Raw genomic sequence first — 25058 nt, forward strand, 5'->3', positions numbered from 1 at the left:
CCGCGCCGGTGTCGCCCGTCCTGCGGCGCGCGGCGCGGCCCGGCTCCGACACCACCGGGGTCAGCTGGGTCGCCGCGTCGGCGAACGAGGCCGCCGCGACCGGGGTCCAGCCGGCCGAGACGGCCGCCCGCACGCCCGCCAGCAGCGCCGCCGTGACGGGCACCAGGGCCAACCCGGCCAGCAACCCCTCCGCGGGCACCAGTCCGTTCCACAACCCCGAGCAGCGCAGGCACTCGCGGGCGTGCCGGGCTATTCGCTTGCGCCACAGCGCCGAGGGGCGCCCGTCCCAGCCGGCCGTCATCGCGCGCAGCCCGTCGCACGGGGGCTGCGCCTCCAGTGCCCGCTCCACGACCCGGGCGGCCTCCAGCTGCGCCTTCATCCGCTGCACCCGGACGGCGGTGTGCTGCGGCGTCAGCTCCAGCGCCGAGGCGACGTCGGCCCGCGTCACCTCCCCGGCGCACTCCAGCCACCACAGGGACAGCAGCGCCCGGTCGTCGGGCTCCAGCCAGCGCGTCGCCCGGGCGGTCTCGCGACGCTGACCCGACAGGTGGAGGCGTACGACGGTCAGGTCGGCGAAGTCGGCGCCCGGGTCGGCGACGTCACCGGCCTCCTCCAGTCCGCTCTCGCCGGGGCCGTTGCTGCGGGCCTGCCAGTGGGCCCGGATCCGGTTCATCGTGATGGCGACGAGCCAGGAGCGGAAGCTCTCGTCCGACCGCAGGGCGCCCAGCCCGTCGAGCGCGCGCAGCATGGTGTCCTGCACCACGTCGTCCACGTCGCAGGACCCGTTCAGGGCCCGACCGACGATGTTGTAGACGAGCGGCAGGTGGGCGCTGACGAGCTCGTCCTGCGCGCGGGGATCGCCCGCGCGGGCCGCTGCCACCAGTGCTGCCGTGTGCTGTGTGCTCATGTGAAAGTCCCTGTCCGTACCGGCGGTCGATGATGCCCAATAACTGGGAGACCGTCGAGAGGGGCCCCGATAACACTTATCCGGAAGAAGTTTCCGGCGCCACTTCCGCGACCCCCGCCGGGGCGTCCCCGGCGGGCCTGGGCCGGTCACAGCAGGGGTGTCAACGCCTCCGCGGCGGCCCGCAGGGCCGGGGCGTACGCCTCGATCTCCTCGCGGGAGACCAGGAACGTGACGGTCGTCACCGAGACACCGCCGACCGGGCGACCGTCGGCGTCGAGTACGGCCGCGCCGATGCAGCGGATCGTCGGCTCGTTCTCCTCGTCGTCCACGGCGAAGCCGCGTTCCTGCACCGCCTCCAGTTCGGCGGCGAGGGCCCGCGCGGTCGTCAGCGTACGGGGCGTGCGCGCGGGCAGCCCGGTGGCGTCGAGCAGCTCCCGCAGCTCCTCCGGGGGGAGGTGGGCGAGGACGGCCTTGCCGATCGCCGTGGTGTGCAGCGGCACCCGCATGCCGATCCGGGAGGCGGTGCGGAAGGGCTGGCCGCTCTCCAGTTTGTGGATGTAGGTGATGGTCTCGCCGCTGTGCAGGGCCAGGTGCACCGTCTGGCCCGTCTCCCGCCGCAGCTCGTCCAGGATCTGCTGGACGCTCGCCGGCTCCCCGCCGCCAACCATGGCGGACAGCCCGCGCAGCCGCGGGCCCACCCCGTAGCGGCCGTCGCCGTCGGAGCGTACGAAGCCCTGCTCCACCAGCGCCGCCAGGATGCGGAAGGTGCTCGACTTCGGGACCGCCGCCGCCGTCATGACGTCCGTCAGCCGGTGCGGACCGCCGGGCGCCGCGACGGCCTCCAGGATCCGCAGCGACTTCTCCAACGCGGACCCGGCCGCCGACGTCCGGCCACCGGACCGGGGGGAGGGGCCGCTCGGGTCGCCGGGGCCGGCGGGCCCGCCCTCGTGTGCCGGGTCCGCCGACGGTGCTCGCTCCGTTGACACGCGGGCTCCCTGGGTGTGTAAGGTCTGGACCACTGAGTTCCATTACACGATATGCAGTTCCGCTACGTGGAACAAATCGGGGGGTCCGATGTCCTGCCATCCGTACGCGGTGATGGCCGCCCAGCGCCTGCTGCCGGTACTGCGCGACCCCGGCCCGGACGAGGCCGTCCGACGCACCGGCGCCCTGCTCGCCGCGGGATGCCGCGCGGTCGAGCTGACGACATCCACCCCCGGCTGGGCCGCGGCCGTCGCCCGTACCGCCCCGCTCGGCGACGCGCACGGCCGCCCCGCCCTCATCGGCGTCGGCACCGTCACCACCGCCGCCCAGGCGGAGGAGGCCCTCGCCGCGGGCGCCGGTTTCCTGGTCTCCCCCTACCCGGCCCCCGAGGTGCGCGAGTTCGCCGCACGACACGACGCCGTGTTCGTCGAGGGCGGCTTCACCCCCGGCGAGATCGCCGCCGCCGCCCGCCACGCGGGAGCGGCGAAGGTCTTCCCGGCGCACGTGGGCGGCCCCGGGTTCATCCGCTCCCTCAAGGCCGTCCTCCCCGACGCACTGCTCGTCCCGACCGGTGGCATCCGGCCGGGCGAGGTCCGGGAGTGGCTCGCCGCCGGAGCGAGCGCAGTCGGCATCGGCAACGGCCTGCCCGACGACCCGGACGAACTGGCGGCCGTCTTCGCGGAACTGGCCGGACCGTGCTGCGCCGACTGCTCCCCGGAGCGCTGACCGTGCCCCCCTCCCCGCACTACGACGTCCTCGTCCTCGGCGAGGTCCTGGTCGAGATCCACACCGACACCGCCCCGCGCGAGGCCGTCGACGGCACCCCGGCCCGCATCTCCTACTCCGGCGACGCGCTCAACGCCGCGGCCGCGGCGGCGGCCGCCGGAGCGCGCACCGCCCTGCTCGCCGTCGTCGGCGACGACGACCTCAGCGTCCCGCTGCTGCGCCGCGCCATCGAACTCGGAGTGGACGTCTCCCACGTCCGCCGGGCCCCACGGCCCAACGGCGCCTACCTTCTCTGCGCCGACACCGAGGGCGAGCGTGAGTTCGTCTACTGGCGCACCGCGGGCGCCGGCTCCACCCTCGCCCCGGCCCACGTCGACGGCTGGCGCACCCTGCTGACCGGTACCCGCTCCCTCATCACCAGCGGGATCACCGGAGCCCTCTCCCCGACCGCCCGCGAAGCCGTGCTGGACGCCGCCCGCACCGTCCACGCGGCCGGCGGGCACCTCACGTACGACCCCAACTACCGCGCCCGGCTCACCGGACGGGACGAGGCCCGGGAGCTGTTGGCCCGGATCGCCCCTCTGACGGGGCTGCTCAAGACGTCCTGCCCGGGGGACGCCCTCGCCCTGGTGGACACCGACGACCCGGCCACCGCGGCCGCCCGCTGCCGCGCCCTGGGTGCCCGTACCGTCGCCGTTACGGCGGGCGCGGGCCGGCTGCTCCTGGACGACGGCGGCGGGCCGACCCACCACCCCGTCCCCGTCAACCCGGATCCCGTCGACGCGACCGGTGCCGGGGACTGCTTCACCGGCACCACCACCGCCCGCCTCGCCCTCGGCGACACCCTCGCGGACGCGGTGGCCTACGGCACGGCCGCGGCCTCCCTGTCGGTGTCGGGCCGGGGCGGCACGGGCCACGTCCCGGCCTTCACCGAAACGGCGGCCCTGGCGGCGGCCCACCGGAGAGATCCGAAAGAGACGGCTCAGGGCATGTCGTGAGAGTCTCGCCCGGCCCGCGGTCAGGACCGGTCGGGACGTGCGGCGGACCGTGAGGAAGGCGCCGTGGGCCGGTTGACCGTCCGTGGCGGCGAGTTCCCCGTACGGGCGGGCCACGTGGTGGGCGCCGCCGGGCCGGTGCGATTTTCGCGGCCCGGCGGCGCCGGTAGGTGGGGCCCGGTCGGCTCGTGGACCCGGAGATCCGTCGGCCGGATCGAACCGTCAGCGGCCGCGCAGACCCCGGTCGACGGCCTTCGTCAGCTCGCCGTCGGCGGTGTCGCCGTCGAGGGACCAGAACATCGCGCCGCCCAGGCCCTCTTCGCGGACGTACTCGGCCTTCGCGCGCAGCACCTGCGGGTCGTCGTACGTCCACAGGGTGGTGCCGTCGAAGAGCCACGCGTGCCCGCCGCGCCGGTCACGGTGGACCTCGTAGGTCCCCGAATCCGCCAGCTTCTTCAGGGCCTTGTAGTCCTCGTACCCTGCCGCCCACGTCGCCGGCGCCGGCCCCGTCGCGGGCTGCCCGATGCCGTCCCCGCCGCCGCGGACCCCGGTCCAGCCCTGACCGTAGAACGGCATGCCGACCACCAGTTTGTGCGCCGGCGCGCCCCGGTCCCGCCAGGCCCGGACCGTGCCGTCCACGCTGAAGTCCTTCCGCGCGTAAAGCGCCGACTGCTGGGCGGTGTTCTTCTCGCCCGACACGTGGAAGTCGTAGCCCTGGAGATTGACGAAGTCCAGGTCGCGCATGATCCGGCGGCAGTCGAAGCCCGCGTCGATCTTCGCGGGCGCCGTCGGGACGAAGGCCGTCAGCTCGTACTTCCGCTTCTGCGCGCGCCCGTAGGCGTCGAGCTGCGTACGGAACTCCTTGACCAGCTCGGTGAAGTTGCGCTTGTCCTCGGGCCGGAACTTCGTGCCGGCGTTGGCCTCGGACCCGGGCCACTCCCAGTCCAGGTCGATGCCGTCGAAGACCCCTGCCGCGGCCCCGGCCCCGCCCCGCGCGCCGTCCTGCGGCAGGTTCCCCTTGATGTACAGGTCAATGCAGGACCGCACGAAGGCCTTGCGGGAGGCCGGGGTGAGGGAGGCGTCCGAGAAGTGGGTCGACCAGCTCCAACCGCCGAGCGAGATGAGCACCTTGAGGTTCGGGTGCTTGGCCTTCAGCTCCTTGAGCTGGTTGAAGTTGCCGGCGAGGGGCTGCTCGGCGGTGTCGGCGACCCCGTCGACGGAGTTCGCGGCGTCCAGGGGGCGCGCGTAGTCCGCCCAGGCGTCCGCCTGGCCGGCCACGTTGCCGGTGAAGCACTTCCCCTCGGCGCTGACGTTGCCGAAGGCGTAGTTGATGTGCGTGAGCTTGCCGGCCGTGCCGTTCGCGTCGAGGTCCTGGACCTGGAAGTCACGCCCGTAGACGCCCCATTGGGTGAAGTACCCGACCTTCTTGTACGTGCGACCGTGACCGGCGGCGTCGTCCGGCGCGCCGGTGGCGGCGGGCGCGAAGGCGGTCAGCAGGGAGAGGGAGCAGGCGGCGACGGCGAGTCTGCCGATCGTGCTGCGGCGCATGGGCTTCCTTTGCGGATCCGGGGAGTGGTGCTCATGGGCCGTGCGTAACGCGTGCGCTGTGCAATCCGGAAACTATTGGTCTGGACCATCTGGGTCAAGGGGGTGTCCACCTCGGATTACGCCCGTCGGGAGGTCCGTCCCAAATTCATCGTTCACGGCCCTGGGCACCTCATGAGCTCCTCGCTACCCTCCGCGCATGATTTCCACGGTGGTCTGGGGCACGGGCAACGTAGGCCGCGCGGCGATCCGCGCCGTCGAGGCCCACCCGGCGCTCGAACTCACGGCAGTGATCGTCCACAACCCCGACAAGGTCGGCCGCGACGCGGGCGAACTCGCCGGACTCGACAACCCGTTGGGGGTGGCGGCGACCGACGACGTCGAAGCGGTGCTCGCCGCCCGACCCGCCGCCGTCGTGTACGCGGCGTCCGGCGACGTCCGCCCCGACGACGCGCTCGCCGACCTGGTCCGCGCCGTGTCCGCCGGCGCGGCCGTCGTCAGCCCCGCCCTCTACCCGCTCTACGACCACCGCAACGCCCCGCCGGAGTTCCGCGACCCGCTGCTCGCCGCCGTCGAGGAGGGCGGAGGCTCCCTCTTCGCCTCCGGCGTCGACCCCGGCTGGGGGAACGACGTCCTGCCGCTGCTCCTCAGCGGCCTCGGCACCACCATCGACGTGATCCGCTGCCAGGAGATCTTCGACTACTCCACGTACGACCAACCGGACTCGGTCCGCTACCTGGTCGGCATGGGCCAACCGATGGACTTCGAGCCCATGATGCTCATGCCGTCGGTCCCCACCATGGTGTGGGGAGGGCAGGTCCGCATGATGGCCCGCGCCCTGGGCGTCGAACTCGACGAGATCCGCGAGACCTCGGACCGCCGGGCCCTCGACACCACCGTCACCACCCGCACCATGGGCGACTTCGAGGCGGGTACCCAGGGGGCCATCCGCTTCGAGGTGCAGGGCGTCGTCGAGGGCGAGCCCCGCATCGTCATCGAACACGTCACCCGCATCCACGCCTCCTGCGCCCCCGACTGGCCCACCCCGCCCGACGGCGCCGGCGCCCACCGCGTGGTCATCGAAGGACGCCCCCGCATCGAGGTCACCATCGAGGCGACCGACGAGGGCGAGAACCGCTCGGCGGGCGGCAACGCCACCGCCGTCGGCCGGCTGGTCGGAGCCATCGACTGGCTCGTGGCCGCCGAACCCGGACTCTACGACGCGCTCGACATCCCGCTGCGTCCCGCAGTCGGCAAACTCGGAAGGAAGCAGCCGTGAACATCGACATTCCCGAGGGCCAGCACCCCATCGAGTACGTCTGGGGGGACATGGTCCCCGGCATCGGCATGGCCGCCGCCAACTTCTCCCTCTCCGTGTACGCCCACACCACCCTGGGCCTGCGGGAGTTCGAGGCGGCTCGGCTGCGCATCGCGCAGATCAACGGGTGCGTCTTCTGCCTCGACTGGCGCACCGACCGGGACGGGGAGAAGGTCGAGGAGGAGTTCGCCGACGCCGTCACCGAGTGGCGCACCACCAAGGCGTTCGACGACCGCACCCGGCTGGCCGCCGAGTACGCGGAGCGCTACGCCCTGGACCACCACAACCTCGACGAGGACTTCTGGGAGCGGATGACCGCGCACTACAGCCAGTTGGAGATCGTCGAGCTGAGCATGAGCATCGGCTCCTGGCTCGCCTTCGGACGCCTCAACCACGTCCTGGGCCTCGACAGCGTCTGCATGCTGCCGGGCAGCTGAGACGGCACGGGGCGATCGACATGGTGCGGGGCCGGCCGGAGAGTCCGGTCGGCCCCGTCGTCGTCGGGCCCCCGCTAGAGGTCCGTGGCGATGATCTTCTCGATGTTGCGCTCCGCGAGCGCCGTGATCGTCACGAACGGATTGACGCTGGTGTTGCCGGGGATCAGCGCTCCGTCGATCACGTACAGGCCGGGGTGTCCGTGCAGACGGCCGTAGTTGTCCGTGGCCTTGTTCAGCACCGCACCGCCGAGCGGGTGGTACGTGAGGTGGTCGCCCCAGATCTTGTTCAGGCCGAAGAGGTCGGTCCGGTAGATCGTCCCCTCCTTCGAATTGATCTTGTCGAAGATGCTCTTCGCCATGTTGATGGACGGCTGCTTCCAGGAGGTCTGCCAGTTCAGGCCCACCTTCTGTGCGGCGGCGTCCCAGGTGAACTCGGCGCGGTGCGGGTTCTTCGTGATCGAGAGGTAGAACGAGGCGTACGTCTCGATCCCGGTCGGCAGCGGGGCCACTTCGGCGAAGGCGCCGCCGGCGTCCCAGTTGTCGATGCCCCCGCAGGGGATGGAGGCCTGGACCTTCCCGGTCGCGTCCCACATGTGGTTGGCGCGGCCGCACATGACGTTCCCGTTATCGCCCCAGCCCTTGCCGATCTCGTTGTTGAGGTTCGGCAGGGCTCCCGTGGCCTTCAGCTTCACGAGGAGCTTGCTCGTGCCGACGCTCCCGGCGGCGAAGAACACCTTGTCGGCGACGACGCTCTTGGTGGCGATCGTGGCGCCGGTGGTGTTCAGCTGCTCGATGACGACCGTGTAGCCGCCACCGGCCGAGGGGGAGACGGTGGTGACCCGGTGCAGGGGCGAGATGCTGACCTTGCCGGTGGCGCGGGCCGCGGCGATGTACGTCTGCTGGAGGGACTTCTTGCCGGCGTTGTTCCCGTAGAGGATCTCGCCCGCCACCGCGGACTTGGGGACGGTGCCGGCCACCTCCTTCTTCATGTAGTCCCAGTCGTAGACGTCCGGGACGAAGACGAAGGGGAAGCCGGAGCGCTGGGCGTGCTTGCGGCCGACGCGGGAGAACTGGTAACAGTCCACGGTCTCGAACCAGTTGGGGTCGATGAGGCCGACCCCCAGGCCGGCGTTGGCCCGCGGGTAGTAGGTGTCGTACATCTCGTCGGCGTTCACGGACGGCAGGATCGAGGCGAAGTTCTGCCGCTTGGGGGTCACCGCCATGCCACCGTTGACGAGCGAGCCGCCGCCGACGCCGCGCCCCTGGTAGACGATGATCCCGCCCATCTCCTCGGCGTCCAGGATGCCCGTGTACTTCGGGACGTCCTTGTCGATCGGGAAGCCGAGGAAGTTGCTGAGCGGGGCCTTCGTCCGCGTGCGCAGCCAGTAGGAACGGTAGTCCGGCTTGGTGGTGTTGGCGAAGATCTTCCCGTCGGTGCCCGGGGTGTCCCACGCCATGCCCATCTCGATCATGTGCACGTCGACACCCGCCTGGGCGAGGCGCAGCGCGGCGACGGAGCCGCCGTACCCGGTGCCGATCACGAGGGCCGGGACGTGGGCCCCGGACTCGATGGGTGTGTTCGCGACGGCGGTTCCCACGGCGGCCCTCGCGTGGGCCGGAGTGGCGTTGACCGCCAGGGCCATGGCCCCAAGAATAGAACCAGTTCCAGCGATAAATCCACGACGTGAGACACCGTTGGATACCTTGCTGTTCAGGCCTTTGTCACTCATGTGACGTTCCTCACTCTCGACGGAGTGAGAACAAGTTCTACTGCCGGGGGGCTGGTAAGTCACTACATACGTCGAGGTAACTTGTGACTGATTCCGGTTGCTGCGGCGTGCCGGGGCCGGGGAACCGGAGGCTCGGGGGTTCGAGGAGTCGGGGTCTCGGGGGCTCAGGGGAGACCCCAGTGGCCGACGTCGTCGGCGAGGCCGGCGTCGAGTGCGAACTGCACCGCGGCCGGGCGGGCGTCGGAGGGCAAGCGGAAGGTGACGGAGCCGTCGGCCGAGTCGCCCGGGGCGAGGACGAGGGGCGCGGGGAAGCCCGCGCCGGCCGGGGTCGGCTCGTCCGTACCGGTGAAACGGCGGCCGTCGGTGTCCAGCAGGTGGGTGGCGGGCGCGGGGGAGTCCTCGTAGGGAACCGTGCCGGTGTTCTCCAGGCGCAGCGTCACGGACACCAGGCGCTCGGCTCCGGTGCCGGTGCCGTCCGTCGCGGGCACGGCCGGGTCGACGACCCGGGTGAGGGTGACGTCGAGGCGCGCGCCCGACCGCTGCCCGTCGAGAGGGATCGTCTCGCCCGAGCCGCCGGGCTCGGCGGCCAGCAGGATGAGCGCGAACGGGGCGCAGAGGAGGCGCGGGAGGAGAGCGCGGCGACGGGGGCGAGGATGGTGGCGGCCGGGGCTGTGGTGGTGCACGGCGGGACCTCACTCCCTCCCCCCTCACGTCCCACGATCCTCCGCGCCCGCCCCTCCTGCCACCGCCGGCGCCCGCGCGGGAGCCCGTAGCCTGGACGGATGCTGCCACTCGAATCGGACGACCCACGGGCCATCGCCGTCACGGCCGCCATTCGCGGCGGAGACCTCCCGGCGCTGCGACGGCTGTTGGACGCCCATCCCGGGCTCGCGACCACCCGGATCGTCCGGCGCGGCGAGGCCGCGGGGGAGCGCGGCCTGTTGCACATCGCCACCGACTGGCCCGGCCACCACCCTCGCACCGCGGAGGTGATCCGGACCCTCGTGGCAGCCGGCGCGGACCCCGCGGCGCGTTTCGTGGGCGCCCACGAGGAGACCCCGCTGCACTGGGCCGCGAGCAACGACGACGTTCCCGCACTCGACGCCCTCGTCGCGGCCGGCGCCGACATCGAGGCCCGGGGCGGCGTCATCGGCGGCGGCACCCCGCTCGCCGACGCCCGGGCGTTCGGTCAGTGGCGGGCCGCCCATCGGCTCCTGGCCCACGGAGCCGAACCCGACCTGCACGACGCCGCGACCCTGGGGCTGCTCGACCGCGTCACCGCCCTCCTCGCGGCCTCCCCCGCACACCCGGACGACATCACGAGCGCCTTCTGGGGGGCCTGTCACGGTGGGCAGCTGTCCACGGCCCGGTACCTGCTGTCCCAAGGCGCGGACATCAACTGGATCGGCCACGACGACCTGACCCCCTTCGACGCGGCTCTGACCAGCGGGGACACCTCCCTGACCGACTGGCTCCGCACGCGTGGCGCTGTCACCCGGGCCGAAATTTCATCCGGTTGAACCCCCAAAACATGTGGATCTTCGGGCGGCGCCGTGTCATGGTTGGTCTCGCCGAAGGGGTGTAGCTCAGATGGCCAGAGCAACGGTCTCCAAAACCGTAGGTCGCAGGTTCGACTCCTGCCGCCCCTGCCAAGCGTGAACGACGCAGCAACAGGCAACACGAACGCCCGTGCGGGAGGTACTCCCGCACGGGCGTTCGTTGTTGGCCGTTCCGTGCCCATCGGGCACCTTCCGGTCCCGGACCGCCATGACCGGGCACACGGGGCCGTTCGCGGTCGCACGCGCCGATAGCCTGGCCGCACACCGAACCGGGGGATCACCATGAGCGACACCACCGCGCTGGGCGACCGCATGAAGCGGTACGAGGCCGCACACAGGACGGTCCTGCCGCGCTCCACCTACACGATCCTCCGCCTGGACGGGCGCGCCTTCCACACCTACCTGCGGGACGCCGACAAGCCGTTCGACATGGCGTTCGTGGCGGACATGGCCGCCGTCACCGAAGCACTGTGCGCGGAGGCGGCGGGTGCGGCGATCGCCTACACGCAGTCCGACGAGATCAGCCTGCTCCTCACCGACTTCGCGACACCCACCACCGAGCCGTGGTTCGGCGGGGTCGTGGCCAAGCAACTGTCCGTCTCGGCGTCCTTGGCCACGGCCGTTCTCAACGAGCGACGCCCGGGGCGTCGGGCGCTCTTCGACGCGCGCGTGTTCACCATGGCGGACCCGGTGGAGGTGGCGAACTACTTCCTGTGGCGCCAGCGGGACGCCGTCCGCAACAGCGTCGCCATGGCGGCGCAGGCCCACTTCCCGCACGAGCGCCTCCACCGGGTGTCCACCGGCGAGATGAAGGGGCTCCTGCGGTCGGAGAGGGGCGTGCACTGGAACGACTACCCGGACGCCTGCAAGCGCGGCCAGGTCGCGACCAGGTCCACCGGCGAGCGGACCGTCGAGTACGTCGACAAACGCACCCGGGAAACGATGCGGACCACCGCGGTCCGTTCGTGGTGGGAGGTGTCGGGGGCCCCGCGGTTCACGGCCGAGCCCACGGGGTGGTTGGCCGGGATGATCCCCGACCTGCCGGCCCTGTCGGTGACGGGCCGGTAGAGGCTGACGGGCCGGTGGTGCGGTGTCGGGCCGGTGGTGGTCGGTATCGGGCCGGTGGTGCGGACGGGCCTGTGGTGGTCGGTGTCCGGCCGGCCGGGCGCTGGTGGAAGGCCCGCCGCCGCCGGGTGCGGTGACGGGCACCGGCGGGCCGCCGCACTCCGTACGGCGGCCCGCCGGACTACCGGGGGGACGGGGTCTGCTGGGTCACCTCGTCACGGATGAGGTAACGGTGCTGCTCGTAGACGAGACGGGCGTCGTCGCTGGGAAGCGGATCGCTCCGCAGGCCGCAGGCGCAGGTCACGGTGGTGAGGCCGGACAAGGGCTGGTGTGCCTGACCGAGGCTCTCCGGGTAACTGTCACCCTGGTGGTTTTCGAGGCGGAGACGATGACGGGAGGCAGGGGGCTTGCTCATGGACCCATCATCGCTGCTGGGACGCCCGGGTACCGGCTGCGGCTCGGTCGTGCACGCCGAGCGGCGGCACCATCCCCCTCCGCGGACGGGGTCGGCGAGGCCCGCGCCGGGGAGGCCGGTCCCGGCGAACGGGAGGGTCGCGGGGGACCCTGACGGCGCGGGCTCGACCGAAATGGCTCGAAGACGACGGCTCAGCCGCCGTACGGGCGGGTGATGATTTCCATCCAGTGGCCGGAGGGGTCCGGGAAGTAGACGCCGCGGCCGCCGTCGTTGTGGTTGATCTCGCCCGGCCGCTTGCCGTGCGGGTCGGCGAAGAACGGAATTCCCGCCGCTCGGATCCTCTCGAACGCCGAGTCGAACTCCTCCTCCGGGATCAGGAACGCGTAGTGCTGCGCCGCGATGGACCCGGCGGGGATGGTCGCGAAGTCCAGGGTGACCCCGTTGCCGGTTTCCACCGCGATGAACGGGCCCCATTCGGCGCCGACTTCGAGACCGAGGATGTGCGCCAGGAAGGTGGCGGACTCCCGGTTGTCACGGGAGTGGATGATCGTGTGATTGAGCTGGACCGACATGAGTGAATGCCTCCGCAAGGCATGTCACGGACACCTCCATGCCTCACCCGGTCGGTGACCGACACGCGATGCCGTCGGACCGACCTTAGGCGGCACCTCCAGGTGAAGTCCAGGGATATCGATCCGTCGAACCCCTCCCCCCCCAGGGCCTCCGTGTCGCGCGGACATGATCCAAGCCGTCCGTGCGCAGGCCCCGACGTCGGAGCGACGCCTAAGCTGCCCTCCGTACGGATGATCGCCAACTGCCTTCGGGGGGACGCAAGATGACATCTGGAACGCCGCCGCACGAAGGGGCGCACACGCCGGCCACCATCCGACAGCTGTGGCAGCTGCTCGAACCGATCCATGCCCTCGTCTACTTCGCTCCAGAGTCCTACGACGAGGCGGGCTCCCTCGGCTACGACACCGCTGAACGGTGGCCCCTCTACTTCGCCTTTCGCGCCGCGCCCCTCGGGGAGGTGGCCCCCGCGTTGGTCACCTCCCTCTTCTACAGCTTCACCCCGTCCATGGTGGAGACCTACGTGGCTCAGGCATGGCACACCGCCCCGGCCGAGCGGGTCCTCACGGCTCGGGCGAGCGCCGTCGACAGGGCCTTGCGCTCCGTGCTCGGTGGCCGGATCGACTCCCCGGAGCTGGCGGAGGCCGCCCAGCTCGCCCGCGGAGCGGCCGAGGCCACCCCGACCGCGGGCTGGCCGCTGGCCGCGGCCAACGCCGCACTGCCCTGGCCGGAGACCCCGCACGGGGTGCTCTGGCACGCGGCGACGATCCTTCGCGAGCACCGCGGCGACGGCCACCTCGCCGCCCTGCAGGCGCACCACCTCGACGCGGTCGAATCGTTGGTGCTCCAGGCCGGCGTCGGTGCTGCCCCGGTGGCGGCCTTCGAGAACCGGCGCTGGTCCGCGCGGGAGTGGGGCGCGGCCCGGGACCGGCTCGCCGCCCGAGGGCTGCTGGCCGAGGACGCCTCGGCCACCGAGGCGGGTCTCGCCCTGCGCACCGCCGTCGAGCGGCTGACCGAGGAACTCGCCGCCGCTCCGTGGGCCGGGCTGACGGCGGGAGAGACGGCACGACTCGCGGAACTGCTCCTGCCTCCCGTACTCGATGTCGTGGGGACCGGACTGCTGCCGACCCAGGGCACCCTCGGCATCGGAATGAAGTACGACTACGCGAACTGACCCTCCGCACGGCCCTACCCGTCCCTTTCCCGCCTGAGCCGCGCCGTGACCGTTACCCCAGACGGACCACCACCTGCTGAGTGGACCCGGCTGTCGCGTTGAGGCTCCCGAACTCGATCCGCAGCCGGGTTCCCGTGACCGCCGAGACCACGCTCGGCGGCCGGGACAACACCGCCGCGACCGGCCGGTGCCACACGAGGGTCAGCGCCCCCAGTGTCCGGGTGGGGTCCGCGACGCACAGGGAGGCGGTGCCGTCGCCCCTCAGCCGCAGCACGACCGAACAAGGACCGTCGACCTCCAACGGGCCGACGGCGCCGGCCTGCCAGAAGTTGACGCCGGTGAAGCCGAGCGAGGCGACGGACACCCCCTGGCCCGCCGCGGAATTGGCGAGCGGCGTCAGCCATGCCGACGCGGCGGACCGTGCCGCCGTCTGCGCCGCGCTCGCCCCGGGCAGCAACTGGTACAGGTACCGGGCGTCGACCGGGTCCCTGCCGTGGTCGTACCAGAGGGTGGCGTAGCGCCGGGTCAGCGAGGTCGTCGACCCGCCCCGGTTGATGTCGCTCCACCGGCCGCCGCGGTCCTCCCGCAGGGCCTTGAAGGAACCCGGCCCGTGCAGGACGTACCCGCCGAAGCCGGCCAGATGGGCCCAGCCCGGGGCCGCGAAGGCCCCCGACCAACCGGACCGGGCCGGCTGGACGATGCCACCGATGGTCAGGGCGTGGGTGCCCGCCGCGCCCAGGTTGCGATTGTCGACCACCGACTCCACCGGGACACCGTCGGACGCGCGGATGCCCGCCCCCAGGCAGACGACCGTATCCGAGAGGAAGAACCAGGACTTGCGGGCTTCGAGCGTGCTGCCCAAGCCCCGCAGGTGCTGACCCACCGATGCGAACTCCCCGTCGGTGCTGCCGCCCACCCAGGTGGCGTCCGGCCGTGGGGAGCCCCAGTCACCTCCCGCCCCGTCGGCGAGGATCTTGCGGACCACCGTCGTGCCCGGCAGCCGGAGGGGATCGACCGTGGGCCAGAAGGCGTCGGAATACTGGCCGTTGCCGTACGTCGAACCCCACCAGGAGAGCATTCCGCTCCCGGTGTGCCAGCCTCGCAGGTGCTCACCGTTGCCCGTTTCGTAGTGGGCGATCCGCCGCGAGGCCATGGACAGGGAAGCGGCCCAGCCCGGCCGCCGGTGCGTCACCCGGTCCATCGAGGCGAAGATCCGGTGACCGACCGGCTCCGGCGCGGCCGGCACCGTGGCGTCGGCCTGGAGTTCGGCGAGCCGGGCGAGAGCGGACAGCCCGAGCGTCCTGTCCGCCAAGGGACGGCTGTAGTAGGCGCGGTCCGTCCATCCCTTCACCAGTCCCCGCCAGCGGATCCGCTCGGTTGCGCTCGCCCCCTCGGCGAGCAGCAGGATCCCGGCCAGCACGGCGTGGCCCCGGGTGTGGTCGTCCTGCTGGACCTGCCGGGCGTCCGCGACGAGCAGCCCCCGGCTCACGGCCCGCCCCGATACGGAGTCCATGACCAGCCCGTTGAAGAGGAAGGGCGCCCAGGCCCGTTCCACGGCATCCAGGACGGTCCGTGCCCCGGGATCCGTGATCTGCCACGGGGTGTCCTTCAGGAGGGCGAACAGCATGCCCAGCCCGCCGAGGAACACCGCACCGTACGTGCCCGTGTAGGGCACCCACGTGTGCTGGACGAAGGAACCGTCCCGGTACAGTCCGTCGCCCGTGGTGACGTACGGGAAGACGGGGGAGAGGGCATCCCGTGCCAGGGCCGTCTTCGCGTCGTCCGCGCCGACCACCCCGCGCAGGGCCAGCACCCGGCACAGGTCCACCCGGTTGGCGCCCGTGCTGGTACCGCTGTACGAGGCGACGGCGGAGTCCGGCACGAAATGGTCCACGGCCGCGCAGGACCGGGCGAGGCGGTCCGCGCCCAGCCGCTCGTACAGCAGGACGCACAGGTCCAGCAGCGCCTGAGGGGCGCCGATCTGCCAGCAGTACCAGTTGCCGTACCGCACCTGACCCGCGTGGTAGACCTCCGAGTGCAGGTGGTCCACTCCGGCCAGCAGAGACGACAGCAGCCCGCTGTCCCCGGTGAGACCGGTTCCGGGACGCAGGAAGGCCTCCGCCATCGTCCGGAGCCGGTAGTAGCTCTGCATCATCTTCTCGGGGTCGGTGGCGAATCCGAGATCCGGCCAGAGCGAGCCGGGCGAAGGCGCCATGGTGGCGGCCCACCCGCCCGCCTGTTCACCGAGCTCCGTGAGCCGTGACCGGAACGACTCCTCCGCGGCGGGGAATCCGCCACCCAGGAGGAGGCCGCGCCAGGTCGCACGCATCGTCTCGTGGACGTCACCCGCGGGCCCGGCACCCGCTCGTTCCACGGGCCCGCCGAACACCAGCGCACCCCCACCCGCCGCAGAAAGGAAGGAACGCCTGCTCCACACCCTGTTCACCGCAACCTCCTCGTCCTGTCCGTACCGTTCCCGGTGTCACCGCACGGTCCCGCTCGCCGCCTACTCGACGTGTCGCCGATAGCGCTCGACCACCTCCTTGAGCACCTCGGAGCCGTCCCGCGCCCACAGACCCGGATGGAAGATCTCCACCTCCACCGGTCCCCGGTAGCCCGCCGCGTCGGCCAGCTGCCGGAACCCGCGCAGGTCGACGCAGCCGTCGCCCAGCTGCCCCCGGCCGAGCAGTGCCCCCTCGGGGAGCGGGGTCACCCAGTCCGCCAACTGGACCGACGCGAGCCGTCCGCCGGCACCGGCCCGCCGCAGATCACCGGACAGCCGCTCGTCCCACCACAGGTGGTAGGAGTCGGCGACGACCCCCACCCGCTCCGCGGGGAACTCCTCGGCGATGTCGAGGGCCTGGCCGAGGGTGGAGACCACGCAGCGGTCGGAGGCGAACATCGGATGAAGCGGCTCGATCCCGAGCCGCACACCGAACCCGGCGGCCCACGGGGCCAGATCGCCGAGCACGTCGACGACCCGTCGGCGTGCTCCCACCAGGTCACCGTCCCCTGCGGGAAGACCCCCCGCGACCAGGACCAGGACGTCGGCCCCCAGCTCGGCGGCTTCCTCCACCGCGCGCCGGTTGTCCTGGAGCGCCGCTGCCCGGCCCGCCGGGTCGGCGGCGGTGAAGAAGCCGCCCCGGCACAGCGAACTGACGCGCAGCCCCGCCCCGGAGACGAGCTTCGCGGTCTCCCGCACGCCGAACCCGCGTACCGGCTCCCGCCACAACCCCACCGCGCCCACTCCCGCCGCCGTGCACCCGGCGACGAGATCGGGTAGCGACCACTGGCGGATCGTCTCCTGGTTGAGGCTGAGGCGGGCCGGAGCCTTCGCGCCGGTCACGAGGTCACCCCGTGCAGGTGGAGGAGTCGGCGCATCCGGGCCTCGGCGAGTCCGGGATCGGGGAACAGGCCGAGCCGATCGGCCAGTTCGTAAGCGGTTGCCAGGTGGGGGAGGGAGCGGGCCGAGTGGAGCCCGGCCACCATCGTGAAATGGTTTTGATGTCCCGCCAACCAGGCGAGCAGGACCACCCCCGTCTTGTAGTAGCGGGTGGGTGGTGCGAACAGGTGCCGGGCCAGGGGGACCGTCGGGTCCAGCAGTGCGCGGAAGCGCGCCGGGTTTCCCTGGTCGAGGGCCATCACGGCCCGGGCGGCGATCGGGGCGAGGGGATCGAAGACCCCCAGCAGAGCGTCGCTGGCCAGCTGTCCGTCCCCCGCGATGAGCTCGGGATAGTGGTGGTCGTCGCCGGTGTAGCAGCGGACCCCTGCCGGCAGTCGCCGCCTGATCTCCACCTCCCGTTCCGCGTCCAGCAGGGAGACCTTGATGCCGTCCACCTTCTCGGGAAACTCGGAGACGATCTTCAGGAAGACCTCCACGGCCGCGTCCTGGTCCTCGTGGCCCCAGTAACCCGCCAGCTCGGGGTCGAACATCGGCCCCAGCCAGTGCAACACGACCGGTTGGGCGCTCTGCCGGAGCAGTGAGCCGTACACCTCCAGGTAGTCCTCGGGGCCGCGGGCGGTCGCGGCCAGGGCCCGCGACGCCATCAGGACGGCCCGGGCGTCGCACGCCTCGGTGTGGGCGAGCTGTTCCTCGTACGCACCGGTGATGGCGGCGAGGGAATGCGGTTTCCCCGGGGGGAGCTGGTCCGTTCCCGCCCCGCACACGATCCGGCCTCCCACGGCGTGGGCCTCGGCGGCCGAGCGCCGGATCAACTCCGCCGCCACCGGCCAGTCGAGGCCCATTCCGCGCTGGGCGGTGTCCATGGCCTCCGCCACTCCGAGCCCCTGCTCCCACAGGCGGTGCCGGAACGCCAGTGTGCCCTCCCAGTCGATCACCGGGTGGCTGTCCGCCGACGCGGCGAGCGGGTCGGCCACGACATGGGCCGCCGCGTGGAACACACGGGTGCGGGCCGGGCCCGAGACCAGGGGTGGCAGCGGCGCGGTGTTGGGCCGGTGCAGCCGCAACGCACCATCCGCGGAGGGGAGCCGGATGCCGTTCACAAGATCACCTCGGGCACCGCGAGCCGCCGCCCTTCGGCAGAGGACCGTAGGCCGAGCCGGGCCAGCTGTACCCCGCGGGCTCCCGCGAGCAGGTCCCACCGCCAGGGCTCGTCCCGCACGACGTGACGCAGGAAGAGTTCCCACTGGGCCTTGAATCCGTTGTCCGGTGGGCTGTTGTCCGGAACCTCCTGCCACTGGGCTCGGAAGGGTTCGGCCTGTGGAAGATCCGGATTCCACACCGGCTTCGGCGTCGCGACGCGGTGCTGGATCCGGCAGCCCCGGAGGCCGGCGAGGGCCGATCCGTGCGTCCCGTCGACCTGGAACTCCACCAGCTCGTCGCGGTGCACCCGCACCGTCCAGGAGGAGTTGATCTGGGCGACGGCGCCGCCCTCCAACTCGAAGATGCCGTAGGCGGCGTCGTCCGCGGTGGCCTCGTACGGCTTGCCCTCCTCGTCCCAACGGCGGGCGATGTGGGTCCGGGCGAGAGCCTGCACCGTACGCACCCGGCCGAAGAGTTCGTGCAGCAGGTACTCCCAGTGCGGGAACATGTCGGCCACGATCCCCCCGCCGTCCTGCGACCGGTAGTTCCAGGACGGGCGCTGCGCGGTCTGCCAGTCCCCCTCGAACACCCAGTAGCCGAACTCCCCCCGCACGGAGAGGACCTCTCCGAAGAAGCCCCCCTCGATCAAGCGCTTGAGCTTCAGCAGGCCCGGCAGGAAGAGCTTGTCCTGCACCACGCCGTGCTTGACCCCGGCCGCCTCGGCGAGCCGGGCCAGCTCCAACGACGACTCGAAGGTGAGCGCGGTCGGCTTCTCGCAGTAGACGTGCTTCCCGGCGGCGATGGCCCGGCGGACCGCCGGCTCGCGGGCGCCGGTCACCTGGGCGTCGAAGTAGATCTCCACCGCGGGATCCGCCAGTACGGCCCCCAGGTCGGTGCTGAAGTGTTCCAGGCCGTGCCGCTCGGCGATGGCACGCAGCGCCGTTTCCCGGCGGCCGACCAGAACCGGCTCCGGCCAGATCACCGACCCGTCCCCGAGGGCGAGTCCGCCCTGCTCGCGCAGCGCGAGCAGGGACCGGACCAGATGCTGCCGGTATCCCATCCGTCCGGTCACGCCGTTCATGGCGATCTTGATCGTCCTGCGTTTCACGGGGCCCTCCGTCGGTTCGTCGCTGTTCCCATCGACATCCGCGCCACTGTAGAAAGCGCTTTCTCATCCACCAGGCTAGGACTCGCATCCATCTGCTGACAACCCTCGTTCGAGTGATAGAAAGCGCTTGCTGAATCCGTCATGATGGAGATCCACACCGGATGAGACGATGACCGGGGGCGGCCCGCGAGGGCAGAAGGAGAGGTTCGGCATGGCGGTCACTCTGGCCGAGGTCGCGGCGCACGCAGGTGTATCGCCGGCCACGGTCTCGCGCGTACTGAACGGCGGCTACCCGGTGGCGGGCGGCACCCGAACCAGGGTGGAGCAGGCCGTCGAGCAACTGGGCTACGTGGCCAACGGCCCCGCCCGGGCGCTCGCCGCGGCCACCTCGGACCTGGTCGGCGTACTCGTGCACGATGTCGCCGACAGCTTCTTCGGTGTTCTGGCGGGCTCCCTCCAACGGGCCCTGGACCCGGCCGGCCGCGCGGAGCCGCGCCGCCTGGCCGTCGTCTGCAATACCGAGGGTGCCCCCGCCGCCGAGATCGCCTACCTCACCCTGTTGGAAGGGCAGCGGGCCGGGGGCGTGGTCCTCACCGGCGGGGCCGTCGAGGATCCGGACCACATCGCCGCGCTCGCCGCCCGGGTCTCGCGGATAGCGGCCACCGGGGCGCCCGTGGTCCTCTGCGGCCGCCCGCCCCTGCCCGTCGACGCGGGGCTGCCCGTGGCCACCGTCGTGTTCGACGACCGGGGAGGAGCCTTCCGCCTCGCCGAGCACCTCCTGGCCCTCGGGCACCGTCGCATCGCCTACGTGGCAGGTCCGCCGGGTCTGAGCACCTCCCGTGAGCGCCTCGCCGGACACCGGGACGCGCTGGCGCGCCACGACCCGGCCCTGCCCGATACCTGCGCCCCGCTCACCGTGCACGCCGGATTCGAACGGTCCGCCGGCTATGACGCCGCCCGGGAGTTGCTCCGGCGCGCCGAGCCCTTCACCGCCGTCGCGTCCGCCAACGACGCGGTCGCGACGGGTGTCGTGGCCGCGCTGCGCGAAGCGGGCCTGCGCATCCCCGAGGACGTCTCCGTCGCCGGCTTCGACGATCTGCCGTTCTGTGTGGACACCTCTCCCGCGCTCACCACGGTGCGCGTGCCGCTTCGGGAAGCCGGGATACTCGCCGCGAACCTGGTGACCGGCCGCAGATCCCCACCCCCGGGCGGCATCACCACCCTGCCCACCGAGCTCATGGTGCGAGGCTCCACGGCCCCGCCACCCGAGGGGAGCAGGCCGTGAAGTACGCATTCTCGACGCTGGGGTTGCCCGGAACCCCACTGGCGCGGAGCGCGGCACTGGCAGCCGAGCACCGGTACGACGGCCTTGAGCTACGCGCCCACCCCGAGGAGCCGTTGCACGCGGGGAGCCCGCGCGGTGATCGGGCCACAGGGCTGCGGGCGGTGACCGCGGCGGGGGTGAGGGTCCTCGGGGTCGCCGGCTATGCCCGGGTGGCGGCGGCCGGTGAGGACGAACCCGTCCTCGATGAGGTGAGGGCCCTCGTGCGGCTGGCAGCCGATCTGGAGGCCCCGTTCGTACGGGTCTTTCCCGGCGGCGGGGGTCTGCCACCCGACCGGGCCGACGCCAACGCCGTGCGCCGTTTGCGCGAGGCGGCTCCGTTCGCCGATCGGCACGGTGTGCGGATCCTGCTGGAGACCCACGACTCCCATCGCGGCGCGGCGGCCACGGCCCGGGTGCTGCGCGAGGTGGGGCACCCCGCCGCGGGTGCCTTGTGGGACGTACTGCACACCTGGTTGGAAGGAGAACCGGCGCCGGAGTCACGAAGACACCTGGGCGAACACCTGGGCTACGTACAGGTCAAGGACGTGGCCTCCGCGCACGACCTCACCCCGATCGGTCTCGGCGACGGAGTCCTGCCCCTGGCCGAGGCGGTGGCCTCGGCGCCGACCGCGGGCTGGTTGTGCTGGGAGTACGAGAAGCGCTGGTACCCCGACGCCGCCGAGTTCGCCGGCCGGCTGGGTGAGGGCAGGGAGTACCTGGAGCGCCTAATGACCCACGGCCATCGGGCCGAGTAGGGGAGGGGAGGGGAGGGGAACGGATGGGGAGGGGAACGGAGGTGGAACGGGCCACGGCATGACGGATACCGAGGCTGGCGGGCGTGGCCGGCCGGCTCACCGCCCGAGGAGTGCGGTCCGACCAGGATCTCGGGCATGCGCCGCCTTGGGCCCACCGGGCGCGTCCCTGTGAAGGAGCCGTCCGGGTCGGGTCGTCGCTTTCGGATCCTGCCCGACCTGTGGGGGCCGGGCCGCGAGATGATCGTTTTGATCGGGTTGCGCACATGCCGGGCCGGGGTCGGTGGGGTGCTGGTCGTGCTGATCACGGGCGTCGTCGACACTCGGTAGGTCTCGAACATGGCGAAGACCTCCGGCGTGGGGGGAGCTGTCTAGGAACCCATGGCACAACGGAGGTCTTCGTCCGCCACCGTAACGCCCGCCTGACCCTCTTCGGAAGACACCCGCTGATCGAACGCGTCGCCTGGGGCCGTCCGGTCACACGTGTCGTGGCCGAGAAGGGCATATCGAGGGCCACCGCCCACAAATGGGTCCGCCACGGAGCCGGGCGCCGCGGTCCGGGCGGGACTTTCGCCACACGCCTCAGGCGCGGATGTTCAGACGGGGGAGGAGTTCCACGTGCTGGCGGGGGCTTTCGTGTGCACCGCCCGCGAGCCGTTCGAAAAGCAGGGTCGCGGCCCTCGCCCCGACCTCGTGTTTGGCCGGGGCCACCGCCGAGAGCGGTACGTCGGCCAGCCCGGCCACCTCGTCGTCGTAGGTGATCACGGCCAGGTCCTCCGGCACCCGCACGCCCCGGGCCTGGAGGCGCGGGATCAGCATGATGGCGTCGGTGTCGCTGTGGATCAGGGCCGCGGTCACGCCGCCGGAGGTCACCGCGTCGCACAAGTAGTCCAGGGTGCGGGCGAAGCGGTCGGCCACCGAGAGCCCGGCGATCTCGGATCCGGCCGTGCCCGCCCCGGACCCCGCCGCCCCGGACCCCGCCGCCGCGAACCCGGCGGCCCCGGACCCCGCCGCCCCGAACCATGCGGCCCCGGACCCCGCCGTCGTGGGCCACGGCGGAGCCGGTTCCAGTCCGAGGGCGTTCACGGCCGCCTCGAACCCGGAGCGCAGTCGCGCGGTCGTCGGGGTCTCCTGGCTGGCGAGGGCGATCCGCCTGTGCCCCTGTTCCACCAAGTGCTGGACGGCCCGCGCCGCTCCGTGGGCGTGGTCGGACACCACCCGGTCCAGCGCCGCCGCGGGGTGTCCCGGCGGGGCGGTGCGTTCGACCAGCACGGTCGGCACGTCCAGCTCCGCGGTCCAGGCGCCCTCGCCCGGAGCGGCGGAACCGGCGTCCCAGTTCGGGGTCAGGAGCAGCCCGTCCGCCCCGGTGGACAGCAGTCGGTCGGCCTGGGTGCGGTCCTCGCCCGGCAGGTAGCGCGTCAGCCCGACGGTGAGGCGCGCGCCCCGCGCCTCGACGACCTCGCGGGCTCCCCGTACGACCTCGGCGTAGTAGTACTCGGTGGTGGGGACCACCATCCCGATCACCAGACCCGCTCCGGGACCCGCTCCAGGACCCGCCTGTGCCTGCGCTCGGCCGGACCCGGCCGCTTCGGGGGAGACGTGCCTCATGGCCTCGACCCGGCTGATCACCCCGTGCATCCGGTGGATCTCGCCCCGGGCCGCCATCGCCTCGATGTCCCGGCGCAGGGTGACGGGCGAAACGCCGAGTTCATGGGCCAGGTCGGCCACCCGTACGCTGCCGCGGGCCCGTACGAGTGCGAGCACCTGCGCCTGACGCTGGTCCACATGTGGTCTCACGAGGTCCCCCTGGTTTCCGGCGGGTCCGGGCCGTGCCGGCCGGCGGCTCCCCGGACGGGCTCCGTACGATCCGTCCGCCCGGCCATCATAGGCAATCGAATCGATCGATTCGATTGATTCCGTTCAACCGGACATTGACTGTGCGGACGGGGCGTTCATATATTCGGCGTGATCCCCGCACCTCACGGCATCTCGACCTCTCCCGGGAGTCAGCGCATGCTCACGCACGACCAGGACGGATTCCGCCGGGCAGGGCGCCCCCACCGCATCGTCTCGGGTGCCCTGCACTACTTCCGGGTCCATCCCGACCTGTGGGAGGACCGGCTGCGGCGGCTGCGGGCCATGGGGGCCAACACCGTGGACACGTACGTCCCCTGGAACTTCCACGAGACCGGCCCGGGCAAGGCCGACTTCACCGGCCCGCGCGACCTCGGCCGGTTCCTGCGCGTCGCCCAGGACATCGGGCTCGACGTCATCGTCCGGCCCGGACCCTACATCTGCGCCGAATGGGACTTCGGCGGGCTGCCCGCCCGCCTCCTCGCCGTCGACGGGCTGCACCTGCGGTGCTCCGATCCCCGCTTCCAGGCCGAGGTGGACGGCTGGTTGGACCTCGTCGTCCCCGAGCTGCTGCCCCACCTCGCGAGCCGCGGGGGCCCCGTGGTCGCCGTGCAGATCGAGAACGAGTACGGCTCGTACGGCAACGACGCCCGCTACCGCGCCCACCTCGACGAGGCCCTGACGGAACGTGGAGTCGACTGCCTGCTGTTCACCGCGGACGGCGCCGAGGACGCCATGCTCCAGGGCGGCACGGTCCCCGGCCGGCTGGCGACGGCCACCTTCGGAGCCCGGCCCGCGGAACGCCTCGACGTCCTGAGGCGCTACCAGCGCACCGGCCCGCTGACCGCCATGGAGTTCTGGATCGGCTGGTTCGACCACTGGGGCGACGGCCATCACGTCCGCGACGTCCGGGAGTCCGCGGACTCCCTCGACGAACTCCTCGCCACCGGAGCCTCCGTCAACCTCTACATGGCCCACGGCGGAACCAACTTCGGTTTCTGGGCGGGCGCCAACCACACCGGGTCGCGCCCCACGGACCCCGGCTACCAGCCCACCGTCACCAGCTACGACTACGACGCCCCGATCGGCGAGGCCGGCGAACTCACCGACAAGTTCCACGCCTTCCGCGAGGTCATCGGCAAGTACCTCCCGCTCCCCGACGGCCCGCTGCCCGCCCCACCGCCGCGGATGACCCCCGCCCGTGCGACCCCGGCCGGCGCCGCCCAGCTCCTCGGGGCGCTCGGGATCCTCGGCGGCGCTCCCGTCCGCAGGCCGGCGCCCGAGTCCATGGAGAAGCTCGGCCAGGCCCACGGCCTGATCCACTACCGCACCACCATCACAGGGCCGCGCCCCGCCATGCCCGTCAGGATCGACGGACTCGGGGACCACGCCTACCTCTTCGCCGACGGTCGCCCCCTGGGCACCCTCGACCGCAACGCCCCCGACGAGGGCCTCGACCTGCCGGTCGGCGAGGCGGGCGTCGTACTCGACATCCTGGTGCGGGCCATGGGCCGGGTGAACTACGGGCCGTTGCTCGACGACCGCAAGGGCATCTGGCGCGGCGTGCGCCACGGCCATCAGCACCTGTTCGAGTGGGAGATCACCTCGTTGCCGCTCACCGACCTGACCGGCCTCGACTGGTCGACGCCGGCGGACACCAGGGCCGAGGCGGTCACCAGGGCCGAGGCGGTCACCAGGACGGACGCGGCCACCACGACCGACGCGGCCACCCCGACGGACCCCGCCGGACCCGCGGCGGCGACGGAGCCCACCTTCCACCGCTTCTCCCACACCCCGGACGAACCCCCGGCGGACTCCTTCATCGACCTCTCCGGCTGGGGAACCGGCCTGGTCTGGCTGAACGGGTTCCTCCTCGGCCACTACGACACCCCACGCGGCCCGCAGCGCACCCTGTACGCGCCCGCACCCCTGTGGCGCGCCGCCGGGAACGAGATCGTGGTCCTGGAAATGGAACGCCCCGGCGCGGAACTCCGGCTGAGCGACCGACCCGAGCTGGGCCGTCCCACCGCCGTCACTCCCCAGTGAGAGAAG

The 25058-nt window shown here is 72.3% G+C and carries 22 protein-coding genes, 1 tRNA gene and 1 pseudogene; 12 read left to right on the forward strand and 12 right to left on the reverse strand.

Annotation, left to right across the window (positions count from 1 at the left end; all coding sequences use genetic code 11):
* Both NOD94_RS09280 and NOD94_RS09285 read right to left on the reverse strand, forming a co-directional pair.
* Positions 1 to 907, reverse strand: a 907-nt coding sequence (locus NOD94_RS09280) for a sigma-70 family RNA polymerase sigma factor (protein ID WP_281205299.1), incomplete at its 3' end; no start/stop codon positions are given.
* A gap of 146 nt (positions 908 to 1053) precedes the next feature.
* Positions 1054 to 1893, reverse strand: a complete 840-nt coding sequence (locus NOD94_RS09285) for an IclR family transcriptional regulator (protein ID WP_281205300.1) — start codon at positions 1891 to 1893, stop codon at positions 1054 to 1056.
* An 88-nt stretch (positions 1894 to 1981) separates the two neighbouring features.
* On the opposite strand from NOD94_RS09285, the gene NOD94_RS09290 reads away from it, so the two are divergent.
* Entirely contained in the window at positions 1982 to 2617 is a 636-nt protein-coding gene (locus NOD94_RS09290; RefSeq protein ID WP_281205301.1) for a bifunctional 4-hydroxy-2-oxoglutarate aldolase/2-dehydro-3-deoxy-phosphogluconate aldolase, read from the forward strand.
* Positions 2587 to 3615, forward strand: coding sequence for a PfkB family carbohydrate kinase (locus tag NOD94_RS09295; protein ID WP_281205302.1), 1029 nt, complete (start codon positions 2587 to 2589; stop codon positions 3613 to 3615). Before NOD94_RS09290 ends, NOD94_RS09295 begins: the two co-directional genes overlap by 31 nt.
* Positions 3616 to 3834: 219 nt before the next feature.
* On the opposite strand, the gene NOD94_RS09300 is transcribed toward NOD94_RS09295, so the two are convergent.
* Complete coding sequence (locus NOD94_RS09300) at positions 3835 to 5160, reverse strand: glycoside hydrolase family 18 protein (RefSeq protein ID WP_281205303.1); 1326 nt, start codon at positions 5158 to 5160, stop codon at positions 3835 to 3837.
* Positions 5161 to 5356: 196 nt separating this feature from the next.
* Here NOD94_RS09300 and NOD94_RS09305 point away from each other — a divergent pair, with 196 nt between their 5' ends.
* Together NOD94_RS09305 and NOD94_RS09310 are read left to right on the forward strand one after the other, a co-directional pair.
* On the forward strand, positions 5357 to 6436 hold the full coding sequence (locus tag NOD94_RS09305; protein WP_281205304.1) for a dihydrodipicolinate reductase: 1080 nt from the start codon (positions 5357 to 5359) through the stop codon (positions 6434 to 6436).
* The gene (locus NOD94_RS09310; protein ID WP_281205305.1) at positions 6433 to 6912 is read left to right on the forward strand and encodes a carboxymuconolactone decarboxylase family protein; all 480 of its coding nucleotides are present in this window, start codon (positions 6433 to 6435) and stop codon (positions 6910 to 6912) included. Before NOD94_RS09305 ends, NOD94_RS09310 begins: the two co-directional genes overlap by 4 nt.
* A gap of 74 nt (positions 6913 to 6986) precedes the next feature.
* On the opposite strand, the gene NOD94_RS09315 is transcribed toward NOD94_RS09310, so the two are convergent.
* Together NOD94_RS09315 and NOD94_RS09320 are read right to left on the reverse strand one after the other, a co-directional pair.
* Positions 6987 to 8642 carry a GMC oxidoreductase gene (locus NOD94_RS09315; protein WP_281205306.1) on the reverse strand — a complete coding sequence of 552 codons (1656 nt, stop codon included), beginning with the start codon at positions 8640 to 8642 and terminating at the stop codon, positions 6987 to 6989.
* A 164-nt stretch (positions 8643 to 8806) separates the two neighbouring features.
* Positions 8807 to 9325: a hypothetical protein gene (locus NOD94_RS09320; RefSeq protein ID WP_281205307.1), complete on the reverse strand. Its 519-nt coding sequence runs from the start codon at positions 9323 to 9325 to the stop codon at positions 8807 to 8809.
* A 99-nt stretch (positions 9326 to 9424) separates the two neighbouring features.
* On the opposite strand from NOD94_RS09320, the gene NOD94_RS09325 reads away from it, so the two are divergent.
* The 3 genes from NOD94_RS09325 to NOD94_RS09335 all read left to right on the forward strand — a co-directional run bounded on the left by NOD94_RS09325 (position 9425) and on the right by NOD94_RS09335 (position 11269).
* Positions 9425 to 10162 carry an ankyrin repeat domain-containing protein gene (locus tag NOD94_RS09325; protein WP_281205308.1) on the forward strand — a complete coding sequence of 246 codons (738 nt, stop codon included), beginning with the start codon at positions 9425 to 9427 and terminating at the stop codon, positions 10160 to 10162.
* A gap of 55 nt (positions 10163 to 10217) precedes the next feature.
* Positions 10218 to 10294: transfer RNA gene (locus tag NOD94_RS09330), tRNA-Trp, on the forward strand.
* Between the two features lie 189 nt (positions 10295 to 10483).
* On the forward strand, positions 10484 to 11269 hold the full coding sequence (locus NOD94_RS09335; protein ID WP_281205309.1) for a tRNA(His) guanylyltransferase Thg1 family protein: 786 nt from the start codon (positions 10484 to 10486) through the stop codon (positions 11267 to 11269).
* A 178-nt stretch (positions 11270 to 11447) separates the two neighbouring features.
* On the opposite strand, the gene NOD94_RS09340 is transcribed toward NOD94_RS09335, so the two are convergent.
* Both NOD94_RS09340 and NOD94_RS09345 read right to left on the reverse strand, forming a co-directional pair.
* Positions 11448 to 11681, reverse strand: coding sequence for a hypothetical protein (locus NOD94_RS09340; protein ID WP_281205310.1), 234 nt, complete (start codon positions 11679 to 11681; stop codon positions 11448 to 11450).
* Positions 11682 to 11872: 191 nt separating this feature from the next.
* A complete protein-coding gene (locus NOD94_RS09345) occupies positions 11873 to 12253 on the reverse strand; it encodes a VOC family protein (protein ID WP_281205311.1) in 381 nt (126 codons plus the stop codon).
* A gap of 263 nt (positions 12254 to 12516) precedes the next feature.
* On the opposite strand from NOD94_RS09345, the gene NOD94_RS09350 reads away from it, so the two are divergent.
* Complete coding sequence (locus tag NOD94_RS09350) at positions 12517 to 13425, forward strand: hypothetical protein (protein WP_281205312.1); 909 nt, start codon at positions 12517 to 12519, stop codon at positions 13423 to 13425.
* 52 nt (positions 13426 to 13477) lie between these two features.
* Here the strand turns inward: NOD94_RS09350 and NOD94_RS09355 are convergent, their stop codons facing one another.
* Genes NOD94_RS09355 through NOD94_RS09370 form a run of 4 tightly spaced genes read right to left on the reverse strand, consistent with a single transcriptional unit; the run spans position 13478 to position 19076 of the window.
* The gene (locus NOD94_RS09355; RefSeq protein WP_281205313.1) at positions 13478 to 15871 is read right to left on the reverse strand and encodes a polysaccharide lyase 8 family protein; all 2394 of its coding nucleotides are present in this window, start codon (positions 15869 to 15871) and stop codon (positions 13478 to 13480) included.
* A 60-nt stretch (positions 15872 to 15931) separates the two neighbouring features.
* Positions 15932 to 16771, reverse strand: coding sequence for a sugar phosphate isomerase/epimerase family protein (locus tag NOD94_RS09360; protein WP_281205314.1), 840 nt, complete (start codon positions 16769 to 16771; stop codon positions 15932 to 15934).
* Entirely contained in the window at positions 16768 to 17928 is a 1161-nt protein-coding gene (locus tag NOD94_RS09365; protein WP_281205315.1) for a dihydrodipicolinate synthase family protein, read from the reverse strand. Before NOD94_RS09365 ends, NOD94_RS09360 begins: the two co-directional genes overlap by 4 nt.
* Positions 17925 to 19076, reverse strand: coding sequence for a Gfo/Idh/MocA family oxidoreductase (locus NOD94_RS09370; protein WP_281205316.1), 1152 nt, complete (start codon positions 19074 to 19076; stop codon positions 17925 to 17927). The genes NOD94_RS09365 and NOD94_RS09370 overlap by 4 nt, the downstream gene beginning before the upstream one ends.
* Positions 19077 to 19287: 211 nt before the next feature.
* Here NOD94_RS09370 and NOD94_RS09375 point away from each other — a divergent pair, with 211 nt between their 5' ends.
* From NOD94_RS09375 to NOD94_RS09385, 3 genes and pseudogenes are all read left to right on the forward strand, one after another.
* On the forward strand, positions 19288 to 20361 hold the full coding sequence (locus NOD94_RS09375) for a LacI family DNA-binding transcriptional regulator (protein WP_281205317.1): 1074 nt from the start codon (positions 19288 to 19290) through the stop codon (positions 20359 to 20361).
* Complete coding sequence (locus NOD94_RS09380; protein ID WP_281205318.1) at positions 20358 to 21155, forward strand: sugar phosphate isomerase/epimerase family protein; 798 nt, start codon at positions 20358 to 20360, stop codon at positions 21153 to 21155. Before NOD94_RS09375 ends, NOD94_RS09380 begins: the two co-directional genes overlap by 4 nt.
* 398 nt (positions 21156 to 21553) lie before the next feature.
* Positions 21554 to 21688, forward strand: a pseudogene (locus NOD94_RS09385) (leucine zipper domain-containing protein); the annotation flags it as partial.
* Positions 21689 to 21734: 46 nt separating this feature from the next.
* Here the strand turns inward: NOD94_RS09385 and NOD94_RS09390 are convergent.
* Positions 21735 to 22949: a substrate-binding domain-containing protein gene (locus NOD94_RS09390; RefSeq protein WP_281205319.1), complete on the reverse strand. Its 1215-nt coding sequence runs from the start codon at positions 22947 to 22949 to the stop codon at positions 21735 to 21737.
* A gap of 216 nt (positions 22950 to 23165) precedes the next feature.
* Between NOD94_RS09390 and NOD94_RS09395 the strand changes: the two genes are divergently transcribed.
* Complete coding sequence (locus NOD94_RS09395) at positions 23166 to 25052, forward strand: beta-galactosidase family protein (protein WP_281205321.1); 1887 nt, start codon at positions 23166 to 23168, stop codon at positions 25050 to 25052.
* The last annotated feature ends 6 nt before the right edge of the window (positions 25053 to 25058 follow it).

It is taken from the genome of Streptomyces sp. Isolate_45, assembly GCF_024721315.2.
In the GTDB taxonomy this organism is placed as follows: domain Bacteria; phylum Actinomycetota; class Actinomycetes; order Streptomycetales; family Streptomycetaceae; genus Streptomyces.

Excerpts from the sequence above, each read along its gene's own strand:
- NOD94_RS09290 (WP_281205301.1), top strand. The coding sequence starts at position 1,982 with ATGTCCTGCCATCCGTACGCGGTGATGGCCGCCCAGCGCCTGCTGCCG.
- NOD94_RS09300 (WP_281205303.1), bottom strand. The coding sequence starts at position 5,160 with ATGCGCCGCAGCACGATCGGCAGACTCGCCGTCGCCGCCTGCTCCCTC.
- NOD94_RS09305 (WP_281205304.1), top strand. The coding sequence starts at position 5,357 with ATGATTTCCACGGTGGTCTGGGGCACGGGCAACGTAGGCCGCGCGGCG.
- NOD94_RS09315 (WP_281205306.1), bottom strand. The coding sequence starts at position 8,642 with ATGAGTGACAAAGGCCTGAACAGCAAGGTATCCAACGGTGTCTCACGT.
- NOD94_RS09325 (WP_281205308.1), top strand. The coding sequence starts at position 9,425 with ATGCTGCCACTCGAATCGGACGACCCACGGGCCATCGCCGTCACGGCC.
- NOD94_RS09335 (WP_281205309.1), top strand. The coding sequence starts at position 10,484 with ATGAGCGACACCACCGCGCTGGGCGACCGCATGAAGCGGTACGAGGCC.
- NOD94_RS09340 (WP_281205310.1), bottom strand. The coding sequence starts at position 11,681 with ATGAGCAAGCCCCCTGCCTCCCGTCATCGTCTCCGCCTCGAAAACCAC.
- NOD94_RS09345 (WP_281205311.1), bottom strand. The coding sequence starts at position 12,253 with ATGTCGGTCCAGCTCAATCACACGATCATCCACTCCCGTGACAACCGG.
- NOD94_RS09350 (WP_281205312.1), top strand. The coding sequence starts at position 12,517 with ATGACATCTGGAACGCCGCCGCACGAAGGGGCGCACACGCCGGCCACC.
- NOD94_RS09375 (WP_281205317.1), top strand. The coding sequence starts at position 19,288 with ATGGCGGTCACTCTGGCCGAGGTCGCGGCGCACGCAGGTGTATCGCCG.
- NOD94_RS09395 (WP_281205321.1), top strand. The coding sequence starts at position 23,166 with ATGCTCACGCACGACCAGGACGGATTCCGCCGGGCAGGGCGCCCCCAC.